Source organism: Halopseudomonas laoshanensis (assembly GCF_008365385.1).
Classification (GTDB): Bacteria; Pseudomonadota; Gammaproteobacteria; order Pseudomonadales; family Pseudomonadaceae; genus Halopseudomonas; species Halopseudomonas laoshanensis.
On the sequence record NZ_QOVF01000004.1, the window covers coordinates 93810 to 112519 of the forward strand.

The window sequence follows — 18710 nt, forward strand, 5'->3', positions numbered from 1 at the left end:
CGCACGCCCGGTTTCCGGCGCAGGTTTGACCCTTACCCCAGAGTTCTGTCCGTTGCTGGCGGGCAAAAGAAAGTCAGCGCCAAACCTAACAATAAATGATAGATGGCTTGTAGGCCGGGAGAGTCGGGATGTCGAATAATATTCACGAAGCCGAAACCTTTATGGAACGGCTGGTATTCAACAACCGCTTGTTGGTTGTTGCGATATTTGTAGTGATCACCATTTTTCTGGGCTGGCAGGCGTCGCAGATCCGCCCGGATACCAGCTTTGCCAAGATGATCCCGCTTGAGCACCCCTATATTGTCAATATGATCGAACACCAGGATGACCTGGCCGGTCTGGGTAACTCGATCCGTATCGCCGTGTCGATCAAGGATGGCGATATTTTCTCCAGCGAGTACATGGAGACCCTCAAGCGTGTGAACGATGAGGTTTTCTTCCTGCCCGGCGTCAACCGGTCAGGTTTGCGCTCACTGTGGACGCCCAACGTGCGTTGGACCGAAGTAACCGAATACGGCTTTGATGGCGGCCCGGTGGCCAACCATCCTTCCTACGTCGATGAAGGTCAGCTGGAAGATTTGCGCGTCAACGTGCTTAAATCCGGCGAAATTGGTCGTCTGGTGGCCAACAACTTCAAGTCCAGCATCATTGAAGTGCCGCTGCAGGAGTTCTATCCCAACCCGGAGGATCAGTCAGAGCTGATCGCGCTGGACTACGGTGATTTTTCCACCTTGCTGGAAGAAAAAATCCGGGATCAGTTCCAAAACGAAAACCCCAATATCGAGATCCACATCGTCGGCTTTGCGAAAAAAGTGGGTGATCTGATCGAAGGCCTGACCGCAGTGGTTGCCTTCTTCGGTATTGCGTTGTTGATCACACTGGTTCTGCTGTACTGGTTCACCTGGTGCATCCGCAGCACACTCTCGGTTTTGATGACCACGTTGATTGCGGTGGTCTGGCAGCTTGGCCTGATCAATCTGATCGGTTTCGGGTTAGATCCGTATTCCATGCTGGTACCGTTCCTGATTTTCGCCATCGGTATTTCCCATGGCGTGCAGAAGATCAACGGTATTGCATTGCAATCCGGTGAGGCGGACAACGCCCTGATCGCTGCCCGACGCACCTTCCGTCAGCTGTTCCTGCCGGGCATGATCGCGATTCTGGCTGACGCGGTTGGTTTTATCACCCTGCTGGTTATCGATATTGGCGTTATTCACGAACTGGCTATCGGCGCATCTGTAGGTGTAGCGGTCATCGTGTTCACCAACCTGATCATGTTGCCGGTAACCATTTCCTACCTGGGTATCAGCAAAAAGGCTATCGAGCGTAGCAAGCGTGATGCGGTACGTGAGCATCCTTTCTGGCGCGCGCTGTCTTATACCGCGCACCCGAAGCTGGCGCCGGTGCTGGTGCTTATGGCTGTAGTAGGCGGTACAGGTGCGTTCTTCTACCAGAAAGCCAACTTGCAGGTGGGTGACCTGGATCCGGGTGCGCCGGAACTGCGTCCGGATTCGCGTTACAACCTGGACAATGACTTTATTATCTCCAACTACTCGACCAGCTCGGACGTGTTGGTGGTCATGGTCGAGACCGGCCCGGAAATGTGCTCCTCCTATGAAACCATGGCGGCCATCGATCAGCTCGAATGGCACATGGCTAATGTACCTGGTGTGCAATCGGCGGTATCGCTGGTGACCGTGGCCAAACAGGTGTTGATGGGTAATAACGAAGGCAACCTGAAATGGCAGACCCTGTCGCGCAACCAGGACAACCTGAACAGCGCAGTGAGTCGCGCTCCTGAAGGGATGTTCAACAATACCTGTTCGTTGGCTCCGGTGATGATCTTCCTCAACGATCACAAGGCAGAGACCCTGAAGACCGCCACAGCGGCTGTTGAAGAGTTTGCTGCCGAGTACAACACCGAGGATATGAAATTCCTGCTGGCGGCCGGTAATGCCGGTATCGAAGCGGCGACCAACGAAGAGATCGCCAGCTCCGAGCTGTTGATTCTGGTGCTGGTATACACCTGGGTGGGCGTGATGTGTTACTTCACCTTCCGCTCGCTCGCCGCCACCATCTGCGTCGTGCTGCCGCTGGTATTGACGTCGGTACTGGGTAACGCGCTGATGGCCTATCTGGGGATTGGCATGAAGGTAGCAACGCTGCCGGTGATTGCGCTGGGTGTAGGTGTCGGCGTGGATTACGGCATCTATGTGTACAGCCGCCTGGAAACCTTCCTGCGCGCTGGCATGCCTCTGCAGGAAGCCTACTACGAGACGCTGCGCTCTACAGGTAAAGCGGTTCTGTTTACCGGCCTGTGTCTTGCTATCGGTGTGGCTACCTGGGTGTTCTCGGCGATCAAGTTCCAGGCCGATATGGGTCTGATGCTGACCTTTATGTTCCTGGTTAACATGATTGGTGCATTGTTGCTGCTTCCCGCTCTGGCGCGCTTCCTGATCAATCCGGCGAAGATGGCCGACAAGCCGGCGAGCAAGCTTACCCACTGATGTGCAACGGCAAGCCAGCCGGTTTTCGGTTGGCTTGCCGAGGTGGTGAAAGGGTGGTTAAAAGCAGCCTTTTCAGCCCCCTGCATATCATTGTGGTGATTAACAAAAGATAACCGTGGCCGGTTGGCAGGCTCTGTCAAAGGCCGGTACTATTGATTGACCGCTATCGGCGGTTGCCCTGCCTGTACTAATACAGGCACCTATAAGAATAAGGGGGAATGGTGTATGCGTAAGCCCATCGAGCGGCGCGCTTTACTTCTTTGCCAAGCCGGTACTGAAAGCAAACCGGCAGCCAAGAGTCGCAAACAATCTTTGTCTCGTCAGATCCTGACTGCGCTAGGGCTGTCCGCTGCCTTGACCTGTTTGCCTGTTGCTACCGCTATGGCTCAAGGCAGTATTGCTGGCGACGCAAAACCTGCAGTCATCTCCTTCAAGGCCAGCGAAGTACTGTTGCTGGATGTAGAAAAGGTCGGTGATCGGCTGGTGGCTGTCGGCAGCCGTGGCCACATCGTCTATTCCGATGATCAGGGCCTTACCTGGATTCAGGCTCCGGTTCCTACCCGTCAGTTGCTCACAGCTGTGCACTTCGCCGATGAGAAGAATGGCTGGGCTGTGGGTCATGACTCGCTGATTCTGCACACCGCTGATGCCGGTGAGACCTGGGAGCAGCAATACCGTGATCCGGCTCTGGAAGAATCCCGAGACGAGCAGGAAGGCGGTCTTCTGGAGCGTCCGCTGATGGACGTCTGGTTCCGTGATGCCAATACCGGTTTTGCTGCAGGCGCCTATGGTTTGTTCCTGCGTACCGACGACGGTGGCAAGACCTGGGAAGATCTGACTTTCGATGTCGATAACGAAAACGGCTACCACTACAACGCGATCACTGAAGTCGCCGATACCGGCCTGTTCATGGTTGGCGAACTCGGCACCATGTATCGCTCGCCTGATTATGGCGATACCTGGGAAACCCTGACTGACTTGCCCTATGACGGTTCCTTCTTCGGCGCTACCGGTACCGGTGAAGCCGGTGTGGTTCTGGCGTGGGGTCTGCGTGGCAACATGTTCCGTTCGGAAGACTTCGGTGACACCTGGGAACAGGTGAGTCTGGATACGCCGAATAACGGTCCTCTGGAGTCCACCTTGTCCAGCGGTAGCCTGTCGGAAGATGGTCAGATCGTAGTGGTGGGTATCGGCGGAGTAGTGTTGACCAGCGATGATCGCGGCCGCACTTTCAATGTCGCTATTCGCTCAGATCGCGTAGCACTGTCTACCGGTACCTTCCTGGACGATGGCAGCGTTCTCCTCATTGGCCAGCGTGGCGCGGTCAAGGCGGGTGAAAACGGTCTCACAGCCGCTCCCTGAGCGGCTGTATCCGGAATAAAATAAAGCTCCAGGAGAAACTGGATGTCGAAACAGCATCAGCAAACCGCACCATTGATCGAGCGGTTGATCTTCAACAACCGCATGATTGTCTTGCTTATCTTCGCCGTGATAACCGCACTGTTGGGTTATCAGGCCGCACAGGTAAAGCCCGATACCAGCTTCGAGAAGATGATTCCTCTGAAGCATCCCTACATCGTCAATATGATGGAGCATCAAGACGACCTGGCCAACCTGGGTAACTCGATACGTATCGCTGTCGCTATTGAGGATGGTGATATTTTTTCTACCGAGTACATGGAAACCCTCAAGCGCATTAACGACGAGGTGTTCTTCCTTCCTGGTGTTGACCGTTCCAACCTCCGCTCGCTGTGGACCCCAAACGTACGTTGGACTGCGGTGACCGAGTACGGTTTTGATGGTGGGCCCGTTGCCAACCGTCCCGCCTATCTGAACGAGCAGGATCTTGAGCAGTTGCGCGAGAACGTGCTGAAGTCCGGTGAGATCGGCCGCCTGGTGGCGAATAACTTCAAGTCGACGATCATCGAAGTTCCGCTTCAGGAGTACTACCCCAATCCGGATGATCAAGGCGAGCTGCTGCGTCTGGATTACGGGGATTTTTCCCGGCAACTGGAAGAAAAGGTCCGTTCCGAGTTTCAGGCGGAAAACCCGAATATCAGCATTCACATTGTCGGCTTCGCCAAGAAGGTAGGCGATCTGATCGAAGGCATCATGCTGGTCGTGATGTTCTTTGGCGGCGCGCTGGCGATCACTTTTGTGCTGCTGATGATCTTTACCCGCTGCCTGAAGAGCTCACTGACCACTCTGGTGTGCTCGGTCATTGCGGTCATCTGGCAGCTGGGGTTGCTGCGTAGCCTGGGCTTCGGTCTGGATCCCTATTCGATCCTCGTCCCTTTCCTGGTCTTCGCCATTGGTATTTCCCACGGCGTACAGATCATCAATGGCATGGCCATCGAATACGCCCATGCCGATGATGCCAATACCGCTGCCCGGCGGGCATTCCGCTCCTTGTATATTCCGGGCATTGTCGCGCTGATTTCCGACGCGGTGGGCTTCATTACGCTGCTGCTGATCGAGATCGAAGTGATTCGTGAGCTGGGTATTGCGGCTTCGATCGGTGTGGGTGTGATCATTCTCACCAACCTGATGCTGCTGCCGATCCTGATGTCTTACATTGGTATCAGCAAGCGCGCCGTTGAGCGTAACCGTGACATGTCCTCACGGCCGCAGAAGCTGTGGCTGGCTGTGGCCAAATTCGCGCATCCCAAGGTTGCACCCGTGTCGATCGTGCTCGCGGTCATTGCCTTCGGTTTCGGTATTTACCACGGCAAGAACGTCGAGATCGGCGATCTGGATCCGGGTGCTCCGGAGCTGCGGCCGGACTCGCGTTATAACCTGGACAATGACTTCATCATCAGCAACTACTCGACCAGTTCGGACGTGCTGGTGGTGATGGTCAGCACGCCGCCGGAAATGTGTTCGGCCTACGGCACCATGGAAGCCATTGATCAGCTGGAATGGCGCATGCAGAACGTGCCGGGTGTCCAGTCGGCGGTGTCCATGGTGACGGTGGCCAAGCAGGTGATCATGGGCAACAACGAGGGTAACCTCCGTTGGCAAACCCTGTCGCGCAACCAGGATAACCTGAACAACGCGATCAGCCGCGCACCTACCGGCATGTTCAACGCCGCATGTTCCCTGGCGCCCGTCATGTTGTATCTGGAGGACCACAAAGCCGACACATTGTCCCGCGTCACCGCGGAGGTGGAGGAGTTTGCCGCCGAATACAATACTGATGAGCTGGAATTCAAGCTGGCTGCGGGTAACGCCGGTATTGAGGCCGCTACCAACGTGGTGATCGAGGCGTCGCAAACCAAGATGCTGTTGACGGTCTACGCGGTGGTGATTCTGATGTGCCTCGTCACTTTCCGGTCGATCCGCGCGGTGATGTGTATCATCATTCCGCTGGCTTTGACGTCGGTATTGGCCAACGCGCTGATGGCCTTCCTCGGCATTGGCGTCAAGGTCGCAACCTTGCCGGTGATCGCGCTGGGTGTAGGCATCGGGGTCGACTATGGCATCTATATCTACAGTCGGCTGGAGACTTACCTGCGTCAGGGCTTGCCGTTGCAGGAAGCCTACTATGAGACGCTGAAAACCACAGGTAAGGCAGTGACCTTCACTGGCTTCACTCTGGCTATCGGTGTTGCCACCTGGATATTCTCGGCCATCAAGTTCCAGGCCGACATGGGTATCCTGCTGACCTTCATGTTCCTGTGGAACATGTTCGGTGCACTCTGGTTGCTACCGGCTCTGGCGCGCTTCCTGATTCGTCCGGAAAAGTTGCGTGAGTAAGCCTGGCTGCTCTGCAGCTATAACGAGTCAGTTATAGCGAACGCAGTAACAGCGATGTAATCAAGCCGCCCTTCGGGGCGGCTTTTTTATGTCAGCTAGATGAGCGTGGAAGGGGAGGATCTTGTTTGGACGCCAGACCTGTGCTCCCCCGCAGCCTTTTGTCTACCACCTCAGACGTGGGGGTAGAGTGACTCGAGGGTGGTGCTTTCATCCGGGGCTTGGCGTTTCTGGCTTTGCACGACCATTCGCACGGCACGCCAGAGTGGTTTGCCGCGCCAATGGCTCTCGCTTTGCCCAAAAAGGCTGGCATTAAGATCATCCAGAGCCTCGGTCAGCTCGGGGTAGCGCTGAATCACCCCGATCAGACCTTCGGGGTCCTGCTGCCTGGCCCAGCTTTCCAGCGCCTTGCGCGCTTCGGCCGGATGGTTGGCGCGGCAGGCGGTTTGCAGATCCGCCAAGGGATTGCCTTGCACTACGGTATCGAAGATCTCTTCATCGGTTTCCGGTTGGCCGAGCCGTTCCAGGCGCTGCCGCAGGCGGTAAAGCATTAGCAAGCAACCCGCCAGAGCCAAGCTCAGCAGGGCGGTTGCCAATTGCCAGGGCCAGAGCAGCGGCATATCCGCCGCAACCAGGTCACTCGCTTCGGCTGTCTCGGTAGGGGTAGCTCCGGCAGGGAAGCTGTCGCTGCTGATGACATTCAGCGCGGTGGCTTCCAGCTCGATCTGCTGCAGCGCATCTGCCTGGGTGTCCCACCAATACAGCGTCTGCGCAGGGAGCTGGAACTCGCCGGCTTTCTGCACCAGCAACGCGGCGCTGTCCTGACGGACCCCGCGCACACCATTCTCATCAATAACGTTTTCGAGTTTGGGTTGGTCGGCATACTGGCGCAGGCCCTCCACCGGTAGGCCGTCCAGGCTGCCTAGAGCAGGCAACTGACTGGCACTCAAGCCATTCGCTTCCAGGCTTAAAGAGCGGGTCAAGGATTCACCACTGACCAATTCTGTATCCGGCTCGGGTTGCCAGGTTTGCGTCAATGTCACCGATTTGGCCGGTATCCAGGGGGCGTCAGCGGGATAAGTCTCGGGAATCGGCTGCACTTCAAGGCGGATACTCGGCGAGCGCACCTGCACCAGGCGGCCGGTGCGGGCAGAGAAGCGCGACGAGGCGTCACGCGGCTGCAGGATGGTGGCACTGAACAATTGCGAGGGAATTTCCAGATCGCCACTGCGCTGTGGAAACAGGGCGTAGCGCACTTCTATGACGCCATGCCGGACGCCATTGATCACCCGCTCGTACTGCCTGGGGGCGCCCAGGCTCTCAACACGCGCGTCGGGAATATCCAGGCCGGTCAGGTTCGAGTCGTCATACAGCGAGACCGAATGGTAGATGCGTAACGTCATCAGCACCTGAGCCTGCACATAGGGTGTTTCGGTGTCCATTTCCGTATCAATGAACACCGGGGCCATCTGCACGTTGTTGTCACGTGCGGCTTCTTCGGCTGAGAGCACATGCAGGCTGATAGGCTCGGACCGGGCTTCATCCAGCGCAATCGGCGGGATCACCACGTAACCTGTGCGTTTGGGTACGAGGGTGATGACCCAGCGGGTAATAGGTTGGCTGCGGCCATTGAGCTGGCTGACCAGGCTGAGCTGGCGGGTACCCTGCATGACGAAATGTTCTTCCAGCACGCCCAGTTCGGGACTGCTGAAGCGGTTCGTGGCGCCACTTTCCAGCGTCAACTCCAGCGTTTCACCCTCCACCAGTCGCGTGCGGTCTACGCTGGCTTGGATGTCCGCCAGGGCAGGGCTGCCGAGCAGCAGGCATAAACAGATCAAAAGGCATCGCATCATTGAGATAGGTCTTCCAGTTGCTGCAGACGCTGGTACAGGAACTTGCGTTTCAGCAGCTCGGCGGGGTCATCGGGGATATCCTGTAGCCATTGCTGCAGCGCTGCTTGCTGTTCATTGTTGCGGGTCCTGGCGCTGCTGTCATCCGCATCAGAACCACCAGGTGGGTTATCTGTGACCGGCTTATCAGCATTGGCGTTAGCCTCAGCCGCCGGGTCATCGCCTTCTGCCTCGCCATCGCCGCCATCGCCAGACGTGTCGTCGTTGCGCGCAGCGGCGGCCTGCTCGCTGTTGCCTGGCGCTTCCTCCTGTCGGTCGGTGGGAGCAGTCGGGTTGGCGTTACTGTCGTCTTCTGTTCGCGAGCGGTTGCTCGAGTCGGTGGCAGATCCGCTGTCGTCATCGCTGTCGTCAGGTTCGCCGGATGCTTGCTCTTGAGCCTGTTCCTGCTGTTTGGCCAGCTCTTTCAACAAGGCTTCTATTCGCTCGCGATTGTGCCGCGCTGGTTGATGCTCCGGCGCTCTGGTCAGCGTCTGCTCGTAGGCCTCCAGGGCGGCCTGATATTCGCCCGCCATCGCCAGCGCGGTACCGTGATTGAAATGATGCTCGGGATTGTCCGGCTGGGCGCTCAGAAGCGCCTCGTAAGCTTTCACCGCAGCCGGGTAGTCACCCGCCTGATAGTAGGCCCAGGCGCGCCACTGCGGATCCTCGAAGCGTTCTGCCGCGGCTGCCGGCTGCTGACGTTGCAGTTGCTGCATGGCTTGCTGATCGGGGCGCTGCCATAGATCCTGCCAAACAGAGGCATCCGCCGGCAGAGGGAGCAGGGCTGCGCACAATACCAGCCCCAGCCAGCCACGGCGGGCACCCATAGCGGCCAGCGGCAGTAACAAAAGAATCAGCCAATGCCCATGATCGCTTCTGCTCGGGCCGGCCTCCTGCTCAGTCTCGGCCAGGCTTTGGTTAGTTGGAACCAGGCTATTGAGATCATGATCACTGAGCCTTATTTGCTGATAACGCGCGCCAGTGCTGCGGGCGATTGCGGTCAGACTTTTGTTGTTGAGCCTGGGCAGCAGAATGCCGCCCTGGGCGTCCCGCATAAAACCACCCTCCAGCAGCGGAACCGGCGAGCCTTCGGTAGTGCCCACGCCGAGGATGGAGAGCCGGTCACCCAGGTCGCGGGCCTGTTGGCGCAATGCATCCAGCTGGGTGCCTTCAACGCCGCTGGTAATAACCAGTACCCGGCTATTGGCCGGGGGCAGATCAGCGATCATTTGGCGAGCAAGCTGCAGGCCAGCCTCCAGATTCTGACCGTCCTCGGGCATCACGCTGGGTTGTAGTGCCACCAGCAGATTGGTCAGCGTTTGCATGTCGTTACTCAATGGTGTCACCGGATGGGCGGTGCCGGCGTAAGCGATCAATGCCAGTTGGCTATCCGAGTGCAACTGCATCAAGTCACGGATTTTCAGTCGCGCCCGCTCCAGGCGGTTGGGCTGCAGGTCGGTAGCCAGCATATTGCGTGACACGTCCCAGACTATCACCAGCGCGGATTGATTGGTTTGTGTGGCGGGTAGCGGTGAATCCAGAACCGGGCCGGCCAAAGCGAGGATGCCGGTCAGCCAGGCCCCGGCTAGAAACAGGAAGCGTCCAGCGTGCTTGCCCCCGGCCTGGCGTTGCAACAGCGCCAGACGTATTGGCGCCGGCAGCAGTTTATCCCAGACCGAGCGCTGATTGACCTGACGGTAAAGCAACCAACAGCACAGGCCGGCCACGGGTAGCAGCAGTAGCGCCCAGGGGCGTGCGAAAGCCAGACCCTGGAGCGCTTCAATCTGCATGGCGCGGCGCTCTGTGCAGCACATTCAAGCGCAGGCAGGTGAGCAGCAGACTGAGTAGCAGCGCTAAACCCAACGGCCAGGGATAAAGCGGCTGGGCCTGACGCTGGGGACGTCCGTCGCGCAGGGCCGGTTCGAGCTGGTCGATCCGTTGGTAGATCTGCTGAAAACTGTCTGCGTCCCGAGCGCGGAAATATTCACCTCCGGTAGCCAGCGCGACATCGGTTAGCGTGCCTTCGTCCAGTTCAACCGAGGGGTCGCGGTCCATGGCCAGAGTACCGGACAACTCCGCCTGAGTGATGCTCTCGGCACCCACGCCAATGGTGAAAATGCGGATTTTTTCCTGGGCGGCCAGCCGCGCTGCCTGTAACGGGTTGATCTCGCCAGCGTTATTTGCGCCGTCCGTAATCAGAATCAGCACGCGACTTTCCGCCGGCTCGTCGGTAAGGCGCTTTACCGCCAGCCCGATGGCATTGCCAATGGCAGTCTGGCGGCCGGCCAAGCCGATAAAGGCTTCATCAAGCCAGACCCTGACGCTGTTCAGATCATGCGTCAGTGGTGCCTGTACATAGGCATTGGAGCCAAACAGGATGAGGCCGATCCGGTCGCCCTGACGCTGGGCGATAAACTGGCTCAGCAAGGTTTTGACCAGCGTTAGCCGATCGACAACCTCGTCTTCATGCTGCATGTCGGCATACTCCATGCTGCCTGACAGGTCCACGGCGATCATCATATCGCGACCGCTGATATTGATCGGTAAAGGTTCGCCTAGCCATTGCGGACGCATGCAGGCAAACACCAGTAACAACCAGATCAGTATGTAGCGCCAGCGGGCAGGGGCGGCCGGCTGGCCGGCACCTTCCTCCTGGAGCGTCTGCAGACGCGGCAGAAAGGCGACTTGCAGCGCAGCGGTGCGGTTGGTGGCCGGGGGTAGAAGCCGGCGTAACACCCAGGGTAGTGGGAGCAACAGAATCGCGGCGGGCCAGGCGAGATCAAACATGGTTATGCCTTAGCCAACGGCGCAATTCACGTTGTAGTTCCCGGCGTTGTTGCGGCGTCAGTTCAGCGGTTTGCCGGTAGAGTTCAGCCGCCAGAGGCTTGAGGCTGCGCCGCTGTGGCCGGGGATAGTGAGCGCATAGATAATCCAGCCATTGCTCGCCATACAAACGGGTGGCCGCTGTGTCACCACGCTGTTTAAGCAAGCGCTTGAGCAGTGTATTGACCTCGGTGAGCCATTGCTGATCGGTCAGTGTGGTTGGAATGTCGCGCAACGCTTGCTGTGCGCGCAGCTTGATCGCCGACCTGCGCCGCCAGCGCAGCACCAGCCAGGGCGTTAACATGGCCAGCAGCAACAATACGCCGAGCACCAGCCACCAGCCGGGTGCGGGTGGCCACCAAGGAATGGGCGGAGGCGCAGCAGGATGCACCAGCGAGGCATACAAGCCCTCGCTTAGCGCTGTGCTTGGGTCTTCGCTCACTGGGTACTCCGATGCTTGTGGCTGCTGAGCATGTCGCGCAGCTGGTCGACCGCGCTGCTGCCCGTATGCAGGCTGAACAGGGAACAGGAGAAGCGTCGGGAAAGGCGCTGCCAGGCCTGTTGCTGGGCGATAAACTGGTCGGCGTAGGCATTTCGCAGAGCGGCATCCGCGGTGTTAAGCGTCAGACGGTCGTCGGCCTGCATGAACGCCAGAGAGGTCTGCGCGGGTAACTGGCTTTCCATGACGTCGTACACGGGTAACAGCACCAGATCATTGTGGACGGCCAGATTGATCAGCAACGTCTGGTTCAGATGATCGATAGCCGCATGGTCACAGAGCAAGTATAGAATGCTGCCTGGCTTGACCACTTCGCGGCTGTGGCGCAAGGCGAGGTTGAGTGGCTCGGAGGGCATGTCGCTGATGGCTTTGCTGGCCGGCTGCAGGGCGTTGTTCGCCTCCTTCAACAGACTGAACAAGCGCAGGATCGCCCGGCGATTACGTTGCGGACGCACTTCATGGCATTCGGAGCCAAAGATGACCCCGCCGACACGATCATTATGGGCCAGAGCGGTCCAGGCGATCAGGCTGGCAGCATCCGCCGCCAGTACCGATTTCATGCAGGTCTGGCTACCGAAGAACATGCGGTCGCTTTGTTCGCACATCAAAAATACCGGACGCTCGCGCTCTTCATTGAATACTTTGGTGTGAACCTTGCCGCTGCGCGCCGTCACCCGCCAATCAATGCTGCGGATATCGTCACCAGGCTGATAACTGCGCACCTGGTCGAAGTCGACGCCGCGCCCGCGCAGGCGGGTAAATTGCTGGCCCAGTTGGCGACTGGCGCGCACTGGCCCGCGAAACAGCGGCAGGCGTTGGCAATGCTGCCGGCTGTTGAGCAAATCATCCAGGCTGATATACACACGGCTCTGCGCCACCGGGGCCTTCACCGTCAGACCACCGCTACCGATTCGACCAGCAGATTGATCGCCTTGTCGGCATCAATGCCGGCGGCCTCCGCTTCAAAGCTGAGCATCAGCCGATGCCGCAGCACATCATGCACAATAGCCTGCACGTCCTCGGGACTGACGAAGTCGCGGCCGGCCATCCAGGCATGCGCCCGCGCGCAGCGATCCAGTGCGATAGTGCCGCGCGGGCTGGCGCCGAGCTGCAACCACTCCGCCAACTGCGGGCTATACAGTTCCGGGCGCCGCGTCGCCATGATCAGCTGGATCATGTATTCCTCCACCGCGTCGGCCATGAACAGGCTCAATACTTCCTGGCGGGCGGCGAGAATGGATGCCTGGCTGATGCGCTGACTGATACGCGCGTTTACCCCCTGGGCTTCCCCGCGAGCAAGATGCAGAATCTGCCGCTCCAGGGCCGCATCGGGAAAGCCGATGCGAACATGCATCAGAAAGCGATCCAGCTGCGCCTCTGGCAGTGGATAGGTACCTTCCTGTTCGATCGGGTTCTGGGTAGCCATGACCATGAACAGCTCGGGCAGGTGATAGGTCTCGCGGCCGATACTCACTTGCCGCTCCGCCATCGCTTCCAGCAACGCAGATTGGACCTTGGCCGGCGCGCGGTTGATCTCGTCAGCCAGCACCAGGTGATGGAATATCGGCCCCTGCTGGAAGCTGAAACTGGCGGTTTCCGGGCGGTAGACTTCGGTACCGGTGATATCTGCGGGCAGCAGATCAGGGGTGAACTGGATGCGGTGAAAGTCGGCTTCGATGGCCTCGGAAAGTGTTTTGATCGCCTTGGTCTTGGCCAGGCCCGGAGCTCCTTCGACCAACACGTGACCGCCGGCGAGCAGGCAGATCAACATCCGATCGATCAGTTGTTCCTGACCGAAAATCTGGCTCGTCATCCAACTGCGCAGTTGTTGGATGGATTCATTGTGGGTCATTTCTGTTCTATCCCTGTAGTGTCGTGCTCGGTAGTGTCGTGTCCATGCACGAAACTGTCACTGTAACGAAAGGTCTATGGTCTAGACTGATTATTATGCCTTTTTAAGGCCGGTTTTAGTGACCGGGCCGCGTGCATTTTCTTCACATTTCCATGACCCATGAAGGGTCAGCCCGCAAACGGGTCCTCCGGAGGCAGCATGGCATTTATCATGGCCAGCAACAGAAAAGAATTTCTCAACATCCTGCAACAACGTTTAAGTGAATTTGTCGAGCAAAGCGAACAGGACATTCTCCTGCGCTTTACCGTGCAGTTCTTCGGCATAGTCCCTCTAGGGGAACTGCTGGCCAGGCATGACACCGACCTGTTCGGCTGCACGCTGTCCTACTGGCGTTTTTTCAAGAATTACGATGGCGAAGCTGAAAAGCTCCGCGTGTTCAATCCTGACATTCAGCAACACGGCTGGCAATCCACGCATTCGATCGTGGAGATTGTGCATAGGGACTCACCTTTTCTGGTGGATTCGGTGCGCATGGAGTTGAACCGTGCCGGTTATGCCATTCATACATTGCAGAACAGCGTCATGGCGGTTGAGCGCGATGAGAAGGGCCAGCTAAAGGCGCTGTATAGCCGCGACAAGGCTCCCGCCAAAGCGACCTACGAGTCGGTGATGTATATTGAGGTGGACCGCTGTTCGAGCGCTGGAGAGCTGAAGCGCTTGAGTAACCGGTTGAAAACGGTGCTGTCGCATGTGCGCGCGGCAGTCGGTGATTTTGCCGCGATGCAGGCCCAGGCTAAGGGCTTGATCGAGGCGTTGAAGAGCAAATCCAAGAGCTTCAGTTATTACCAGGACGAAGACCGCAGTGAGTGCCAGGCCTTTCTGAAATGGCTCCTGGACAACCACTTTACCTTCCTCGGTTATGAACGCTTCAGCGTGGCTACTGGCCTGAAAAACATGCAGTTGGGCATCGATACGGATGCCTGTCTGGGCGTATTGAGCCTCACTCGGCGTGATGAATCGCTGAAGGGCTTGCCGGACAAGGTGCTTGATTATCTGCAATCCCCGGTGCTGCTGTCATTCGCCAAGGCCTCTGATTTCAGCAAGGTGCATCGGCCGGCGTACCCGGATTACGTATCCATTCGCGAGGTTGACGCCAAGGGCAAGGTGTTGGTGGAGCACCGCTTCATGGGGCTTTATACCTCACGCGTTTACTCCGACGTGGTCGAGCATATTCCGCATTTGCGCCGCAAGGTTGATGCCGTACGTGCGGCATCTGGATTTACCGCGCATAGCCATCTGGGCAAGGAACTGGATCAAGTGCTGCAGGTATTGCCGCGCGATGATCTGTTTCAGATGTCCGAGCAGCAATTAAGTGAGACAGCACTGAGTATTGTGCAGATCCAGGAGCGCAACCAGATTCGCGTGTTCCTGCGCAGCGGCAATTACGGTCGCTTTTATTACTGCCTGGCCTATATCCCACGGGATGTTTACTCCACGGATATCCGGTTGAAGATAGAAAAGGTGCTGATGGAGCGTCTGCAGGCGACCGAATGCGAGTTCTGGACCTATTTCTCCGAATCGGTACTGGCGCGAACACAATTTATCCTCAGTGTTGATCCGAAGAAGGACCTGGATGTGGACCCCATCAAGATCGAGCAGGATGTAATACAGATTTGCCGCAACTGGAAGGATGATTTCCGTGATCGTCTGCTGGAGACGCTGGGTGAAGCCAAAGCCACCGAAGCGCTGGAGCAGTTTGCCGGCAGTTTTCCTGCCGGTTATGTGGAGCGTTTTACCCCTGCCAGCGGTGTGGTCGATTTGCAGCACATGCTCAGTCTGAGCAGTGAGCAGCAACTGGCAATGAGTTTCTATCAACCGCTGTCGCAGAAAACCGGGGTATTGCATTGCAAGCTTTACCACCTGCATGAGCCGCTACCGCTCTCGGACATCCTGCCGATTCTGGAAAACCTCGGTTTGCGCGTGATGGGCGAGTTTCCGTTCTGCTTCGAGCGCAGTGACGGTACCCGCTTCTGGATCCACGACTTCGAATTTACCTATGCGCTCGACAGCAGTCTGGATATACAGGAAGTCAACGAACTGTTCCGTGATGCCTTCGTGCAGGTTTGGCGCGGACTGGCCGAAAACGACGGTTTCAACCGGCTGGTTTTGCTCGCGCGCATGTCCTGGCGCGATGTGGCGCTGCTGCGTGCTTATGCCCGTTACCTGAAGCAGATCCGTCTGGGCTTTGAGTTGCCCTACATCGCCAATACGCTGGTGACCCATGCGGATATCGCCCGAGAGCTGGTACGTCTGTTCAAGACGCGGTTCTATCTGGCGCGCAAACTGTCTGCCGACGATCTGGAAGACATGCAGCAGCGCCTGGATCAGGTCATCATTGGCGCACTGGACGGGGTTGCGGTGCTGAACGAGGATCGCATCCTGCGGCGTTATCTGGACCTGGTCAAAGCGACGCTGCGAACCAACTTTTATCAGAATGACGAAAACGGTGCGGTAAAGGATTACATCAGCCTGAAGTTCAATCCTCGGGCGATTCCCGAGCTGCCTTTGCCACGGCCGATGTACGAGATATTCGTCTACTCGCCGCGTTTTGAAGGCGTTCATTTGCGTGGTGGCAAGGTCGCCCGGGGCGGCTTGCGCTGGTCTGATCGTGAGGAAGACTATCGCACCGAGGTGCTGGGTCTGGTCAAGGCCCAGCAGGTCAAAAACGCGGTTATCGTTCCGGTCGGTGCGAAAGGCGGCTTTGTTCCGCGGCGCCTGCCCTTGGGCGGCACACGCGATGAAGTGCAGCAGGAGGCAATCGCCTGTTACCGTTTATTTATCAAAGGCTTGCTAGATATTACCGATAACCTGCATGAAGGTAATGTGCTGCCGCCGGCTCAGGTTGTACGCCACGATGAGGACGATCCTTACCTGGTTGTGGCGGCAGACAAGGGCACAGCGACCTTCTCGGATATCGCCAACGGCATTGCCGCTGAATACGATTTCTGGCTCGGCGATGCGTTCGCTTCCGGCGGTTCCGCTGGCTACGATCACAAGAAGATGGGTATCACTGCCAAGGGTGCCTGGGTGTCAGTGCAGCGGCACTTCCGCGAGCTGGGTTTGAACGTGCAGACCGACCCGGTGACCGTGCTTGGCATCGGTGATATGGCCGGCGACGTATTCGGCAACGGCATGCTGCTGTCACGAAGCCTGAAGCTGGTGGCGGCGTTCAACCACCAGCATATTTTCATCGATCCTGATCCGGATCCCGAGGCCAGCTTCAATGAGCGCCAGCGTTTGTTTGATTTGCCGCGCTCGAATTGGGCCGACTATGATCAGAAGCTGATCTCGGCGGGTGGCGGACTTTTTGAGCGCAGCCTCAAACAGATCACCTTGACCCCGCAGATGCGCAAGCTGTTTGATATAGATGCCGACAAACTGACGCCCAATGAACTGATCCACCGTTTGCTCAAGGCCCCGGTTGATCTGCTGTGGAATGGCGGCATTGGGACCTATGTCAAAGGCAGCGCTGAAAGCCATGCGGACGTCGGTGACAAAGCCAATGACATTCTCCGGGTCGATGGCCGCGACCTGCGCTGCAAGGTGATCGGCGAGGGCGGCAATCTGGGCATGACTCAGCTGGGCCGCGTGGAATTCTGCCTGAAGGGCGGCGCGCTGAATACCGACTTTATCGACAACGCCGGCGGGGTCGATTGCTCGGACCATGAAGTCAATATCAAGATTCTGCTCAACGAGGTGGTGACCGCGCAGGACATGACCGGCAAGCAGCGCAACAAGCTGTTGGCCAGCATGACCGATGCGGTGGCTGACCTGGTGCTGGCCAACAACTACAAGCAGACCCAGGCCATCAGTCTGGCGCAGCGTCAGGCTGCGAAAACCATGACCGAATACCGGCGTTTTATTAGCGCGATGGAGGCCAGCGGCAAGCTCAGCCGTTCGTTGGAATACATCCCCGAGGATGATCAGTTGGCCGAGCGCACAGCGCAAGGGCGCGGCCTGACCCGTCCCGAGTTGTCGGTGTTGATCTCCTACTCCAAGGGTGACCTCAAGGAAGCGCTGGTCGCTACCGATGTGCCTGAAGACCCCTATCTGGCGCGTGAGGTGGAAACCGCGTTCCCCGCCGTTCTGGCGAAAAAGTATGCGCCCGCTCTACGTAATCACCGCTTGCGTCGCGAGATTATCTCGACGCAGTTGGCCAACGATCTGGTCAACCATATGGGTATCACCTTCCTGCGGCGCCTTGAGCAATCCACCGGCGCTTTTGCCGGCGATATTGTGCGCGCCTATGTCGTTGCGCGGGACGTGTTCAGTCTGCCCACGCATTTTGCCGCTATCGAAGCGCTGGATTATCAGGTACCTGCCGAAGTGCAGCTCGAGCTGATGGACGACCTGATGCGCCTGGGCCGCCGGGCAACCCGCTGGTTTATTCGCAACCGTCGTGGCGAGCTGAATCCAGAGCGGGAAGTGGCGCATTTTGCGCCGCGTATCGAGGCGCTGGCTCGGCAGTTCGACAGCTTGTTTGAAGGCCCGGTACGTGCGGTATGGGAAAACAAGTTCAATGGCTATGTGGAAGCCGGCGTGCCGGACCAGATAGCCCGGCTGGTGGCCGGTACCGGGCACTTCTATACCTTGCTCGGCATCATCGAGGCGGCAGACGCTACTGGCCAGTCTTCTGAACTGGTGGCGCAACTGTTCTTCGCGCTGGGCTCTGAACTGCAGTTGCCCTGGTTCGCCCAGCAGGTGAACAATCTGCCGGTGGAGAACCACTGGCAGGCGTTGGCGCGCGAAAGCTATCGGGATGATCTGGACTGGCAGACTCGAACCATGACCATTGCGGTGCTGCAACTGGCCAGTGAAGGCGACACGGTGGAGCAACTGGTGCAGAAGTGGACCGCGTTGAATCCCTTCCTAGTACAGCGCTGGCGTGCGATGTTGACCGACTTGAAGAGTGCCGGCGCGGGAGACTATCCGATGGTTGCTGTCGCTATGCGCGAGTTGCTGGACCTTGCCCAGGCGGCGCGACACAGCGGCGTTGAAACTGAAAACGGCAGCGCGCAAGCGGCGCCAGTGGAAGAGGAAAGCTGATTGAGTCAGGAGCAGCTGATTGTTGATGTGGCGCTGCCCGCGGAACGTTATCTGGCCTGGTATAGAGGCCAGGCGGGCAGGGTGCTGATGGTCAGCCGGGATGGCCGGAGGGTGAGTTTGCCGGCGCATCACCTACGCGCTTTTCTTACCCATGAAGGCGTCTATGGCAGCTTTCTGATGCGTTTTACCGCGGACGGCAAGCTGCTTTCACTGGAGCGTTTGGGTGGAGAAGGGCCGTGCAGTGCCCCCAGCTTCTGACAGAGCAGGTATACTCTGCCCCA

General features: G+C 58.1%; 11 protein-coding genes. 5 read left to right on the forward strand and 6 right to left on the reverse strand.

The annotated features are described in order from the left end of the window. The first annotated feature begins 128 nt into the window (after positions 1-128). The 3 genes from DT594_RS13905 (at position 129) to DT594_RS13915 (ending at position 6263) form a co-directional block, all read left to right on the forward strand. On the forward strand, positions 129-2507 hold the full coding sequence (locus DT594_RS13905) for an efflux RND transporter permease subunit (protein ID WP_149333240.1): 2379 nt from the start codon (positions 129-131) through the stop codon (positions 2505-2507). 225 nt (positions 2508-2732) lie between these two features. Continuing rightward, on the forward strand, positions 2733-3869 hold the full coding sequence (locus DT594_RS13910; protein ID WP_149333241.1) for a YCF48-related protein: 1137 nt from the start codon (positions 2733-2735) through the stop codon (positions 3867-3869). 42 nt (positions 3870-3911) lie between these two features. Further along, positions 3912-6263 carry an efflux RND transporter permease subunit gene (locus DT594_RS13915; RefSeq protein ID WP_149333242.1) on the forward strand — a complete coding sequence of 784 codons (2352 nt, stop codon included), beginning with the start codon at positions 3912-3914 and terminating at the stop codon, positions 6261-6263. Positions 6264-6433: 170 nt separating this feature from the next. Here DT594_RS13915 and DT594_RS13920 read toward each other — a convergent pair whose 3' ends face one another. The 6 genes from DT594_RS13920 to DT594_RS13945 are packed head-to-tail and all read right to left on the reverse strand — an operon-like array spanning position 6434 to position 13323. Next, on the reverse strand, positions 6434-8113 hold the full coding sequence (locus DT594_RS13920; RefSeq protein WP_149333243.1) for a BatD family protein: 1680 nt from the start codon (positions 8111-8113) through the stop codon (positions 6434-6436). Then, a complete protein-coding gene (locus tag DT594_RS13925) occupies positions 8110-9939 on the reverse strand; it encodes a VWA domain-containing protein (RefSeq protein WP_178091528.1) in 1830 nt (609 codons plus the stop codon). The genes DT594_RS13920 and DT594_RS13925 overlap by 4 nt, the downstream gene beginning before the upstream one ends. After that, the gene (locus tag DT594_RS13930) at positions 9929-10936 is read right to left on the reverse strand and encodes a vWA domain-containing protein (protein ID WP_149333245.1); all 1008 of its coding nucleotides are present in this window, start codon (positions 10934-10936) and stop codon (positions 9929-9931) included. Before DT594_RS13930 ends, DT594_RS13925 begins: the two co-directional genes overlap by 11 nt. Further along, positions 10929-11414 (reverse strand): DUF4381 family protein, encoded by a 486-nt coding sequence (locus DT594_RS13935; RefSeq protein ID WP_178091529.1) that lies wholly within the window; start codon positions 11412-11414, stop codon positions 10929-10931. The genes DT594_RS13930 and DT594_RS13935 overlap by 8 nt, the downstream gene beginning before the upstream one ends. Then, the gene (locus DT594_RS13940; RefSeq protein WP_178091530.1) at positions 11411-12361 is read right to left on the reverse strand and encodes a DUF58 domain-containing protein; all 951 of its coding nucleotides are present in this window, start codon (positions 12359-12361) and stop codon (positions 11411-11413) included. The genes DT594_RS13935 and DT594_RS13940 overlap by 4 nt, the downstream gene beginning before the upstream one ends. A gap of 2 nt (positions 12362-12363) precedes the next feature. Then, a complete protein-coding gene (locus DT594_RS13945; protein WP_096344778.1) occupies positions 12364-13323 on the reverse strand; it encodes an AAA family ATPase in 960 nt (319 codons plus the stop codon). Between the two features lie 198 nt (positions 13324-13521). Between DT594_RS13945 and DT594_RS13950 the strand changes: the two genes are divergently transcribed. Then, the gene (locus DT594_RS13950) at positions 13522-18429 is read left to right on the forward strand and encodes an NAD-glutamate dehydrogenase (protein WP_149333248.1); all 4908 of its coding nucleotides are present in this window, start codon (positions 13522-13524) and stop codon (positions 18427-18429) included. Next, complete coding sequence (locus DT594_RS13955; protein ID WP_246164645.1) at positions 18430-18687, forward strand: DUF2835 domain-containing protein; 258 nt, start codon at positions 18430-18432, stop codon at positions 18685-18687. It abuts the gene before it with no gap. The last annotated feature ends 23 nt before the right edge of the window (positions 18688-18710 follow it).

Coding starts and splice junctions, on each gene's coding strand:
- DT594_RS13945 (WP_096344778.1), bottom strand. CDS start 13,323: ATGACCCACAATGAATCCATCCAACAACTGCGCAGTTGGATGACGAGC.
- DT594_RS13925 (WP_178091528.1), bottom strand. CDS start 9,939: ATGCAGATTGAAGCGCTCCAGGGTCTGGCTTTCGCACGCCCCTGGGCG.
- DT594_RS13950 (WP_149333248.1), top strand. CDS start 13,522: ATGGCATTTATCATGGCCAGCAACAGAAAAGAATTTCTCAACATCCTG.
- DT594_RS13930 (WP_149333245.1), bottom strand. CDS start 10,936: ATGTTTGATCTCGCCTGGCCCGCCGCGATTCTGTTGCTCCCACTACCC.
- DT594_RS13910 (WP_149333241.1), top strand. CDS start 2,733: ATGCGTAAGCCCATCGAGCGGCGCGCTTTACTTCTTTGCCAAGCCGGT.
- DT594_RS13905 (WP_149333240.1), top strand. CDS start 129: ATGTCGAATAATATTCACGAAGCCGAAACCTTTATGGAACGGCTGGTA.
- DT594_RS13920 (WP_149333243.1), bottom strand. CDS start 8,113: ATGATGCGATGCCTTTTGATCTGTTTATGCCTGCTGCTCGGCAGCCCT.
- DT594_RS13915 (WP_149333242.1), top strand. CDS start 3,912: ATGTCGAAACAGCATCAGCAAACCGCACCATTGATCGAGCGGTTGATC.